Source organism: Clostridium nitrophenolicum, assembly GCF_055391695.1.
Genome location: NZ_AP042469.1, coordinates 2,214,736 through 2,226,046 on the forward strand (window position 1 = coordinate 2,214,736; position 11,311 = coordinate 2,226,046).

Consider the following 11,311-nt stretch of genomic DNA (forward strand, 5'->3'; position numbering starts at 1 on the left):
TTATTGATTTTTTTCGTCTTATATTACAATTGTTCATTTCAATTTCAATACTATATGCTTATTATAACATAATTACAATAAAATGTATGTTGCTGCACAAATATCGGTTGCCTTTCTTTGAAGTCAGTTATCTAAGTATAAGAATAAGGTATATTACTTTGAACGATAAAATTTTTAGTTCTTATCGTTTCTTTTTCTGTACTAAATCATTGAAATTGATAATAAATTAAGTCTAACGCAGATATTTAGGGATGTCAGATTTTTTGTATAACCAGTTGTTGTATGGGATTGGACCCCATAGCAGGAGCTAAAAATAAGAGATTTAGTACCGAATTTGGTATTAAATCTCTTATTTTGTTATCAACAAAAAAGTTATTATTCCACTTCCTACATCTCCACTAACTGTATATATATTAAGTGAAGGGAGATGATAAATATGGCTGCAACAGCAACAAAATTGCAGACTGCACTAGTACTAAAATATAAGGATGGTGTAGACCAAAAAGGAAAGGAAATAATTAAGAAACAGAGGTTCTCAAAGGTGAAAACCACAGCAATAGAGCAGGACATATATGACGTGTCCGTAGAGATTGGCAAGCTTCTTGGAAAGACTTTAGATGAAGTCATAAGAGAAGACCAAAGTGGAATAATGAACGCTTAACCAATTGTCAATTAAAAAAAGGGGGATATGTATATGAGTAAAACATTAGTTATGAATTTTTTAAACGAGTCTGGTAAAAAGACTGCTATAAGGGTAAATAATGTAAAGGAAGGTGTTACTGAGGCAGAAGTAAAGGCTGCTATGGATGTAATATTAGCTAAGAATGTATTTGCAACCACTGGAGGAGATCTCAAGGTAAAGGACTCAGCACATATTGAAGATAAAAATAGCACTGATTTATCAGTGAAATAAGCGTAAAGGAAGACAGGCCTTATGAATAATGATCTGTTAAACATGATTGGCAATCTTGGTTTTCCGATAGCAGTTTCTGTATATCTGCTTGTAAGATTAGAAGGCAAGCTTGAAGTGTTAACGCAGAGCATAAATAATTTATCCAATGTTATAAATAAATCTAATGCATCTTAAAAAAGTGGGTATAAGAATCAAAAGATTCTTATACCCACTTTTTTTGTTTAAATTTCCTACACAAAGCATATGACAAACTTGAGGCGGAGTAAGGTGTTCCTTTGGCCTTGACCAAAATGAGTTGGAGTTAAGGTTCTAACTAAAACTTTTGATAGATATAATAAATTTGGAGGCTAATATATACATTAAATCAATATATTTGAAGATGTATTGATCAAAAGGAGGGAACTATATGTCTTTTAAGACTACGGTACAACATGAAAATTTGAGAACGAAAATCAGAGAGTTTGCTGAAGAGGAAGTTAAACCTATTGCATTTATGCTGGATCAGGAAAACAAATTCCCATCAGAAGCTATTCATAAGTTGACTGATATGGGGATGATGGGGATACCATATCCGGAAGAATATGGCGGAGCAGGTCTGGATATAATCAGCTATGCAATCGCCGTTGAGGAATTATCGAGAGTGGACGGTGGTACAGGCGTAATTCTTTCCGCTCATACATCTTTAGGAGCATATCCAATTGCTGCCTATGGAACAGAAGATCAGAAGAAGAAATACTTGATTCCACTGGCAAAGGGAGAGAAAATTGGCGCCTTCGGTCTCACAGAGGAAAATGCCGGTAGTGATGCTGGCGGTACGGAGACCACTGCTGTCTTAGAAGGTGATTATTACATTTTGAATGGTGAAAAGATATTTATCACTAACGCAGGCGAGGCCGATATTTACATTATTTTTGCAGTTACCACACCTAATATAGGTACTCGCGGCATCAGTGCCTTTATTGTGGAGAAGGGCTGGGAAGGCTTTAGCTTCGGCAAGCATTACGACAAGATGGGTATTCGTTCTTCTGCCACTGCACAACTGATTTTCAATGACGTGAAAGTCCCTAGGGAAAACCTTTTGGGTAAGGAAGGGGAAGGTTTTAAGATTGCTATGTCCACTTTGGATGGTGGCCGTATTGGTATTGCAGCTCAGGCTCTTGGCATCGCACAAGGCGCTTATGAACATGCGCTGGAGTATTCAAAGGAAAGAGTTCAATTTGGCAAGCCTATTTGTCAGCAACAGATTATAGCTTTTAAGTTGGCGGATATGGCGACAAAGCTCAGGGCAGCTAGATTGCTTGTTTATAGTGCAGCAGAGTTGAAAGAAAACCATGAGCATTATAGTATGGAAGCAGCTATGGCAAAACAATACGCATCTGACGTTTGTCTTGAGATTGTCAATGATGCTCTTCAAATATTCGGCGGAAGTGGTTATCTGAAAGGCATGGAAGTTGAGCGCGCTTACAGAGATGCTAAGATTTGTACAATATATGAGGGAACTAATGAAATTCAGCGTGTTATTATTTCTTCTCACATAATCGGTAAGATGCCGAAGACCGAGGGCACTGCTAAAGTTTCTCAACATGGACTTGAAACAGGTTATCGCAAGAAAGTGATTTTCAAGGACGGAACTGCTGAAGAAAGAGTTGATGCTCTAGTGAAAGCTCTTAAGGCAGAGGGTTATGATTTCACTGTTGGAATACCTATGGATACTCCTATCAGTAAGGCTGAAAGGGTAGTCAGTGTAGGTCTAGGTATAGGTGAAAAGAAAAATATGAAGCTTATAGAAGACCTGGCAGTTCAAGCCGGTGCAGCTATAGGTTCTTCTCGTCCGGTAGCTGAAACCCTTAAATATGTACCACTGAATCGTTATGTTGGTATGTCTGGTCAAAAATTCAACGGAAACCTCTACATTGCCTGTGGTATTTCAGGTGCAGGTCAGCATTTGAAAGGTATAAAGGATGCTACTACAATTGTTGCTATAAATATTGATCCTAATGCGAGAATTTTTAAGAACGCAGACTACGGCATAGTTGGAGATATAATGGAAATCTTACCATTGATCATTGCCGCTTTGGACAATGGAGAAGCGAAGAAGGAGGCGCCGCCAATGAAGAAGATGAAGAGAGTTCTTCCTAAGAAAGTTGTTCCAACTTGGAAACATTATGTCTGCAACGGATGCGGTTACGAATATGATCCTAACTTTGGTGATCTTGAAGATGGAATATTTTCAGGTACACTCTTTGAAGATTTACCAGAAGATTGGACCTGCCCTGATTGCGGTGAAGAAAAAGATATGTTTATAGAAGCTTGATTCCTAATAATAAGTAAGCATAATAATGTGTATTTAGCGTAAAGGAGGATTGAATCCATGTATTGTGTTAGAGAGATAACAGAAGATCTTTATTGGGTTGGTGGCAACGATCGTCGCCTTGCTCTCTTTGAAAACATTCATCCCATTCCACGAGGTGTTTCCTATAACTCTTATCTACTTTTAGATGAGAAAACCGTGCTTTTTGATACGGTGGACTGGTCAGTTTGCCGTCAGTTCCTTGAGAATGTTCAAGGGCTTATAGAGGACAGACCTTTAGATTATATGGTAATCAATCATGTGGAGCCGGATCATGCAGCCTGCATTGAAGAGATTATTCTTCGTTATCCGGATGTAAAGATTGTATGCACAGAAAAAGCTTCTATGTTTATGCGTCAGTTTGGTTTCAATATTGATGACAAAGTAATAGAAGTCAAAGAAGGCGATACTATGTCCTTCGGAAAGCATGAGGTTATGTTTGTAGCTGCTCCAATGGTACATTGGCCAGAAGCTATGGTAACCTATGACACTAAAAGCGGGGTACTATTTTCAGCTGATGCCTTCGGAACTTTTGGCGTCTTAGATGGTAAGCTGTTTAATGACGAGGTGAACTTTGACCGCGACTGGATCGATGATGCCAGAAGGTATTATACAAACATTGTAGGCAAGTACGGTCCTCATGTTCAGGCTCTTTTGAAGAAAGCCAGCAGCATTGACATAAAGACTATCTGTCCGCTGCATGGACCGGTATGGCGTAATGATTTCGGATACTTACTCGATAAATATGATAAGTGGAGTCGTTATGAGCCTGAGGAAAAGGGAGTAATGATCGTCTATGGAACAATGTACGGCAATACAGAGGCTGCTGCTAACGATTTGGCTACAAGGTTAGTTAAAAAGGGAATGACGAATGTGGTTATGTATGACGTTTCAAAAACTCATGTCTCATATTTGATTTCCGAGGCCTTCAAATATAGCCATGTAGTTCTTGCCTCTGTAACCTACAACTTAAAGATTTATCCACCGATGCTGGATTATATAATGGATATGAAGGCATTAAACCTTCAAAAACGTACTTTTGCCCTCATAGAAAATGGCTCGTGGGCTCGTCAATCTGGCAAATTAATGCGTGGACTTTTAGAGGAAATGAAGGAAATGACTATTTTAGATAATGAGGTATCATTGAACTCCACTATGAAAGAAGATGACGGGAATTCAATGGATGACCTTGCTGACAGCATTATCGAGTCAATGAAGTAATTTTAGAAAAAATATAATTTTGGACCGACTCATGAACAAACGCGTGAGCCGATCCTTTTTGGTGTACGTTAACTAACGTTTTTGCACGACAATTTAACTCAGAATAAAAAGAATTATTTGTGATCATAACCGTTGAAATCTCTAAGCAGTTCAATAAACTTTTCAAGCCTTGAATCATCCCATTTTGAAATACGCTCATAGAAAGCAGATTCTTTCTCTTTTAAAGCATTCATGGTCTTTTGTTGTCCAAGCTCTGTTAATGACAACAGTACACCACGGCGGTCATTTGGAGAAGATTCACTTTTTACGTAGTTCAAGGCTTTAAGTTGATTTACAAGTCTGCTGACAGAACTACGATCCATAGCCGTAGATTCCGCCAAAACTGTTGCACTTGTTGGGCCAAATGAGAATAGCCAGCGAACAATGAGAAAAGCAGCAGGCTGTAAAGTGGAATCAAAACATGCTGCAGTCCTTACATTGAGTGCATGTGATGCACTGATAAGTGCATTTAGCTGTTCACCTAATTGCAGTTCCAAATTATTTCTAGAAGTATTTTTAGAATTAGTATTACTCTCCATAGTTCACCTCAATTTAATGAATTTGTGAAAATAAAATAGTTGACATATGTCAAATAAATAAATATACTTGATATATATCAAGTATATTTATTGTGTTAAATTATGTCAAGCAAAAGATGCACAGCATTTCAATAATTTAAAATGTAAATTATAGGCATAAAATGTGCACTTACTATAAGGAGGTAAAATATGAACACATATCCGACTGTTGTAATTACTGGTGGAACTAGCGGACTTGGTCAATTAGTCGCAATCGAGTTAGCAAAACAAGGTGCTCATCTTGTTTTGACAGCGAGAAGCAAGACTCGAGCAGAAACAACTAGGAAAATGTTAGAGAGTATTGCACCAAAAACTAAAGTGGACTTTTTTTTCGGAGACCTGTCCTTGATGAAGGATGTGGAAAGAATTGGGCAGGGAATTAAAGTTGCATATCCTAAAATTGATGTACTTGTAAACAATGCAGGATTGCATGCATTTGAGCAGCGTATAACCTCAGAGGGCTTTTCAGAAATGATAGCAGTGAACTATTTGGCTCCATGGTTATTGACACATACTTTACTACAATCTTTAATGAAATCAGAAAATGCTCGAATTGTAAACGTGGCATCTGAAGCATCACGTAATCATGGTGAACTTAAGCTTCCAGAGGATTTAACAGATACAACTAAATTTACTGCTAGAGGTTCATCTATGCTTTATGGAAAAACTAAACTGTTTAATATCATGTTTACTGCTGAGCTATCACGTCAACTCTCCGGAACAGGGGTTACAGTTAATGCACTTAATCCAGGTTTTAATGTTACTGGTCTTGGACGTGAACTCCGATTTGCTTCAGTACTTGAACGCATATTGAAATTTTTTCATATTGGAGATCCACGCAAAGGAGCTGATATAATTGTTCGTCTGGCTGTTGGGCATCAATATCATGGTGTAACTGGGGGATATTTCAATGTTGGAACTGGTAAGTCGATTACTCCTATATATCCTGGTGCTGATATGATTATGCAAAATAGATTGTGGAATGATACTAAAGAATTGTTACAGCGAAGAGGTTTTATAGGATAAATAGATATAAGTATATGAATATCCTCAAATTCAAAGAGCAAATTTGAGGATATTTTTAATTAACTTTCGTTTTTGGAAATATTATGTTATCCCAGAAGTTTCCTACTTGGAATTTTTTAGGACAATAGTCTGTTGAGTAATGCAAAGGTAAGAGAAATGGCGGAGTGGGCAATTCAAAAACACGGGCACCCCTTTGCAGTTTAGGATTACCATAAGTTGCATAGCCTGCGTTTCCTGCATAACCAAGCAATACACCATCAAGGATAGCTGTGTAGGTGTTACTATGATCATGACCAACAAAAATGCCCTTAACATCACCTGTGTTGACAATAGTATGGAACATGCCGGTATTGATTAAAGAGGCACCTTCAGGCTCAAGTCGTAGGCCATCGACATAGCCGATTTGATATGCAGTATAGAATTCCTGAAGCGGTATATGAAAAAACATTATAGCAGGTATTACTTTTTTATACTGCTTTTTAAGTTTCTTTGCTATAGTTTTATACCAGCAAATTTCCGTAATCGAAAAAGCAATAGATGTCTTAGTAAGAGCACTTGATTCAAAGGATGAAAAAATTCGAGTTGAAGCAGCAAGTGGATTGCTTAAATACTACTTAATTTTTAATCACCAATTATAAAAAATAGCATAAGATAAACTGTAGAAGCTATTTTAATAGGAGGAAATATGGCTTACAGACAAATGCCACCTAATATGATGTGGTATCCAGGAGCAATGTATGATCCAATGATAGAGGAGGAAGATGAACAAGATTTAGCGATGTTATATCCAGAGCTATATCATAGGGTAATGCCTTGGGTAATGTATTATGGTGACCAAATTGAAATGAGGTATGGAGCAATGTATACTCCTACAAGAGATGAAGTAGAAAGAATTACCGACGACATATATGATAGACTAGAAACGGATATGAATATTGATGAGTATGATGAAAACGAAGCAGAATTTAGGCAGCGTCCTCGCAGAAGACGGTTTTTAAGGGATTTAATTAGAATACTTCATTTAAGAGACCTTCATAGAAGAAGACGCAGAAGAAGAAGACGTAGAAGACCTAGAAGACCTTATTAAGGTGGATATGGATACTAAAGATACTTAATTTTTAGAGAGTGGATTTCATAAGTATAATGAGACCCGCTCTTTTTCTATTAATTAATTAACAGAGGCTATAAGAACAGTCATCTCTTGACGGTTACTTTGGATAGAGAAAACTTCTACTACATTGATTATAACTGATAATAAATGTAGTAGAAGTTTTAAAGTTTTGCTATGATTGATTTTTATTAACTTTTTTAATTGCTAACTTAATCCTAAACCTTTTCTTTTTTTGATAATATGAGCTTCTATATTATTGGCTACTTCAACAGGGTCATCGCCTAATGCAATTTTTCCACCTGTTACATCTTCTGCTTTTTTAGTTAAAAGCTCTACTAGCTGAGGAGCTCCTGTCATGAAAGGAGTAGGTGATAGGTGAGTATACGCTCCATAGGCTAGTGCAAAAATGCCGTCTATAGTTGCTTTTTGTTCCATCCACTCTGGTGCTGTAACAGCTATTGGAAGGTCAGATACATCAACATCCAAATGATCTGCAAGAGCAGTAACAAGCATAGATATTCTTCCTGTATCAGTGCAAGTTCCAAAGCTTAACACTGGAGGAATACCTAACATATTACATACTTCTTTTAGTCCTTCACCAGCTAATTCATTAGCCGCTTCTACCGTACACAATCCTGCAACCTCAAGGGCGTGGTTTCCACAGCCGCCGCTAACAACTAATATATCTTTCTTTATAAGTTCTTTTGTAAGATTTATTGTTACCCAATCTTGAGGACCATTTCTTAGGGTAGAACAGTTTGCAAGAGCCACAACTCCTTTAATCTTTCCAGCAGCTATTACATCTACTAATGGATCGAGCTTATTACCAAGGGCACCTAAAACAGCTTCAGTAGAGAAACCAGCTATAGCTTTTTGAACTTTTTTAGGAACCATCGGTTGAATTTTTCTTTCTTTTCTCTTCTTAAAATTTTCAATACTAAGTTCAATTAATCTATCTGCCATAGTGCCAACTTGTGAAGGATCGTAAGGAATTTTTTCACTAATTCCTGGCAAGTCAATGATAGTACTTACAGATACCAAGGTTATTTGATATTTCTCAGCATACATATCGATAGCTGGAGGTGAGCAGTTTTCCTCCATTGCAAATACGTCTACAGTACCAGTAGCTAATAAAGGTTCTATAGTAAGCCAGTTTCCCATGTGACCTACAAATACATCATCCACCTCGAATCTTTGTAATAATTCCTGACCTGTTTCTATGGAGCCTACTACTCTAAGACCTTTAGCTCCAGCAGCTTTTGCTTTTTCTTGAACTTCTTGTGTTCTTGCTTTTAATATGGTAGCAACTCCAGGCCAAGGTTGATGCCCATTAAATACTATATTTATATACTCTGGATCCATGATTCCTAAATCCATATTAACTTCATGTGGCTTTGGAGTTCCAAATAATATATCTTGAACCATTTCTAATCCTATCTGAGTATTATATATGGTGGCTATACCAAGTCTAAGAGCTTTCATTGCCAAAGAAACATGACTTCCATCTACATTTGTAAGACAACTGGCAACACAATTTTGTTCTTCATGTACTGTCCCTGCAGGATATATGTCTAGTTTCTTCCATAGTTCCTTTCTCTTTTTTGGAGCAAAGGCTTCAACCATAATATTATTGTCTTCAACACCAATCCTTTGTTGATCCTCAAGTAGAATAGCTAATTCTATGGCCATATCATTAATTTCCTGATTTGTGTTTATGCCTACCTTTTCACACATCCATTTAAGCTTATCTACATCTGTAATCTTAAATGGAGTCTTTCCTTCAGCTGTAGCTTTTAATGTTCTGAATGCCTCATAGGCATGGTGACTATATGTACCTGCTCCCATTATATTTTTGAGAAGAAAATTTCTCATTGCCATTGCATCAGCAGCTATTCCGCAGACCCCTTTAGTCTGACCTGTTTTTTCACTTATTCTACAAGGGCCATTTGAGCATAGTTGGCAACTTAAACCTTCAAGACAAAACTTGCATCTGATTTTCTCCTGCTGTGCGTATCTGTCAAATGCATTAGACATTCCATCTTCTCTAATTCTTTTAAGCATTTCTTCTACGGAATCATGATAGCTTACTCTACCTTCTGATTTTTCTAATATAGTTTCACTCATAAGATATTTACTCCTTTAACTATTAATATTAGTAATAGTAGTAAATTTTCCTATAATGGATTTAATTATACATACTCAATTTTTGTATGGTTTAAACATAACTTAATGTTACAATTCGTATAATGCACATTAATCATAAATCCAGTTATCATTGCCTTGCGTTATGTAGCTATAACTCTTTGTTGCATAAAATAATACGAAAAGTAAAAAGCTACATTCATAATATTAATGAATGTAGCTCTTTATGTGCAGCAAATAATATTGGTTAATATATATTAAAAAGAGTATATATATAATTTTTTAAAAAATGGATAGTATCTGCTCATCTTAGCAATAGGAGGAATGAATGTATGGCAACTTATAAATGCAAAGTATGCGGTTATGTGTACAAAGGAGAAACACCACCTGAAGAATGTCCTGTGTGTAAGCAACCTGCAAGTGCTTTTGAAAAAATAACAGACATTAAAGAAATAAACAAAAAAGAAGATGGAGATATTCATGTATATCAAAATGAAAATGATTTATCCTATTTAAAGGAATATGAAAGACATGATAAAAACGAACGTTATATGGATGAAATACATCAGATGGCAGTTACAGGAAAACAAATCGTTGGTTCAATGGGAACCAAAATGTATATTCCAAACTGGGATGATATTCTTATATTGGGAAATCAGCTAAATCCACCTCCTTTGGATGAATTCGCTAAAGTTGACACCACAACAATAATCGGTAAAAATGCAAAGAAGCCAATGATACTTGAAAATCCTGTTTATATTTCACATATGTCATTTGGAGCTTTATCTAAAGAAACAAAAATTGCATTGGCAAAAGGAAGTGCTATGGCTAAAACTGCAATGTGCAGCGGTGAGGGTGGAATTCTTACAGAAGAAATGGATGCTTCTTATAAATACATATTTGAATATGTACCAAACCTCTACAGCGTTACTAAGGAAAATCTTGAAAATTCAGATGCTATTGAAATTAAAATTGGGCAGGGAAGTAAACCTGGAATGGGCGGACTTCTTCCAGGAGGCAAAGTAACTAAGGAAATAGCCGAAATAAGAAATAAACCAATGGGACAGGATGTTATTAGTCCATCTAAATTTGAGAATATTAACTCAAGAGAAGATTTAAAAGAGTTAGTAAGTAAACTAAGAAACGAATCAGGCGGAAGACCAATTGGTATTAAAATTGCTGCATGTAAGATTGAAAGCGATATGGAATATTGTGTGTTTGCCGAGCCTGATTTCATTACAATTGATGGAAGAGGCGGAGCTACTGCAGCAAGTCCTCAGATAATTAGAGATGCCACCAGTGTTCCAACCATTTATGCATTATATAGAGCAAGAAAATATTTAGATGACCTTCAATCAAATATACAACTTGTTATTACTGGGGGACTCCGGGTATCTTCTGATTTTGCAAAGGCACTGGCTATGGGTGCAGATGCAGTTGCAATAGCTTCAGCATCTTTGATAGCAGCAGCTTGTCAGCAGTATCGAATCTGTGGAACTGGATTGTGCCCAGTAGGTATTGCAACACAAGATCCGGAAATTAGAAAACGACTAAATGTAGAAGCTGCCGCTAAGAGAGTAGCAAATTTTTTAAATGTTTCCTTAGAAGAGCTTAAAACATTTGGAAGAATTACTGGACATTCAAATATTCATGACATTTGCTTGGATGATTTATGTACGATTAACAAGGAAATATCTGAATTTACAAATATTAGGCATGCATAAAATAGTGCCAGATACAGCGCTTAAGCACTTATTGCACAAAAATCCTCTGATAAAGAATTATCCATCAGAGGATTTATATTATTATTCTACTCCCTAATCACCAACGGGACTGTCTCAACAGGGGCTGTCTATAGGGACATATCCAGTCTCTGCCACAAAAATTCTTTATTCTTATATTGAATTTCATTTATATAGATAACTTTATGA

The 11,311-nt window shown here is 36.5% G+C and carries 11 protein-coding genes; 8 read left to right on the forward strand and 3 right to left on the reverse strand.

The window, feature by feature from the left end; all coding sequences use genetic code 11:
• The first annotated feature begins 436 nt into the window (after positions 1-436).
• The 5 genes from ACZ5N4_RS10330 to ACZ5N4_RS10350 all read left to right on the forward strand — a co-directional run bounded on the left by ACZ5N4_RS10330 (position 437) and on the right by ACZ5N4_RS10350 (position 4,484).
• Positions 437-661 (forward strand): DUF1659 domain-containing protein, encoded by a 225-nt coding sequence (locus ACZ5N4_RS10330; RefSeq protein WP_464209635.1) that lies wholly within the window; start codon positions 437-439, stop codon positions 659-661.
• Positions 662-694: 33 nt separating this feature from the next.
• Complete coding sequence (locus ACZ5N4_RS10335) at positions 695-913, forward strand: DUF2922 domain-containing protein (RefSeq protein WP_464209637.1); 219 nt, start codon at positions 695-697, stop codon at positions 911-913.
• Positions 914-934: 21 nt separating this feature from the next.
• Positions 935-1,087 (forward strand): YvrJ family protein, encoded by a 153-nt coding sequence (locus tag ACZ5N4_RS10340; RefSeq protein WP_211144639.1) that lies wholly within the window; start codon positions 935-937, stop codon positions 1,085-1,087.
• Positions 1,088-1,319: 232 nt separating this feature from the next.
• The gene (locus ACZ5N4_RS10345; RefSeq protein WP_464209639.1) at positions 1,320-3,227 is read left to right on the forward strand and encodes an acyl-CoA dehydrogenase family protein; all 1,908 of its coding nucleotides are present in this window, start codon (positions 1,320-1,322) and stop codon (positions 3,225-3,227) included.
• A gap of 57 nt (positions 3,228-3,284) precedes the next feature.
• Positions 3,285-4,484 (forward strand): FprA family A-type flavoprotein, encoded by a 1,200-nt coding sequence (locus tag ACZ5N4_RS10350; RefSeq protein ID WP_464209641.1) that lies wholly within the window; start codon positions 3,285-3,287, stop codon positions 4,482-4,484.
• 113 nt (positions 4,485-4,597) lie between these two features.
• Here ACZ5N4_RS10350 and ACZ5N4_RS10355 read toward each other — a convergent pair whose 3' ends face one another.
• Complete coding sequence (locus ACZ5N4_RS10355) at positions 4,598-5,062, reverse strand: MarR family winged helix-turn-helix transcriptional regulator (RefSeq protein ID WP_464209643.1); 465 nt, start codon at positions 5,060-5,062, stop codon at positions 4,598-4,600.
• Positions 5,063-5,251: 189 nt separating this feature from the next.
• Here ACZ5N4_RS10355 and ACZ5N4_RS10360 point away from each other — a divergent pair, with 189 nt between their 5' ends.
• Complete coding sequence (locus ACZ5N4_RS10360) at positions 5,252-6,127, forward strand: SDR family NAD(P)-dependent oxidoreductase (protein ID WP_464209644.1); 876 nt, start codon at positions 5,252-5,254, stop codon at positions 6,125-6,127.
• 55 nt (positions 6,128-6,182) lie between these two features.
• Here ACZ5N4_RS10360 and ACZ5N4_RS10365 read toward each other — a convergent pair whose 3' ends face one another.
• Positions 6,183-6,575, reverse strand: a complete 393-nt coding sequence (locus tag ACZ5N4_RS10365) for a metallophosphoesterase family protein (RefSeq protein ID WP_464209646.1) — start codon at positions 6,573-6,575, stop codon at positions 6,183-6,185.
• A gap of 237 nt (positions 6,576-6,812) precedes the next feature.
• On the opposite strand from ACZ5N4_RS10365, the gene ACZ5N4_RS10370 reads away from it, so the two are divergent.
• Positions 6,813-7,214, forward strand: coding sequence for a hypothetical protein (locus ACZ5N4_RS10370; protein WP_464209648.1), 402 nt, complete (start codon positions 6,813-6,815; stop codon positions 7,212-7,214).
• A gap of 228 nt (positions 7,215-7,442) precedes the next feature.
• On the opposite strand, the gene cooS is transcribed toward ACZ5N4_RS10370, so the two are convergent.
• The gene (gene cooS, locus ACZ5N4_RS10375) at positions 7,443-9,362 is read right to left on the reverse strand and encodes an anaerobic carbon-monoxide dehydrogenase catalytic subunit (protein ID WP_464209650.1); all 1,920 of its coding nucleotides are present in this window, start codon (positions 9,360-9,362) and stop codon (positions 7,443-7,445) included.
• A gap of 350 nt (positions 9,363-9,712) precedes the next feature.
• Between cooS and ACZ5N4_RS10380 the strand changes: the two genes are divergently transcribed.
• Positions 9,713-11,104 carry a glutamate synthase-related protein gene (locus tag ACZ5N4_RS10380; protein ID WP_464209652.1) on the forward strand — a complete coding sequence of 464 codons (1,392 nt, stop codon included), beginning with the start codon at positions 9,713-9,715 and terminating at the stop codon, positions 11,102-11,104.
• Positions 11,105-11,311 lie beyond the last annotated feature (207 nt).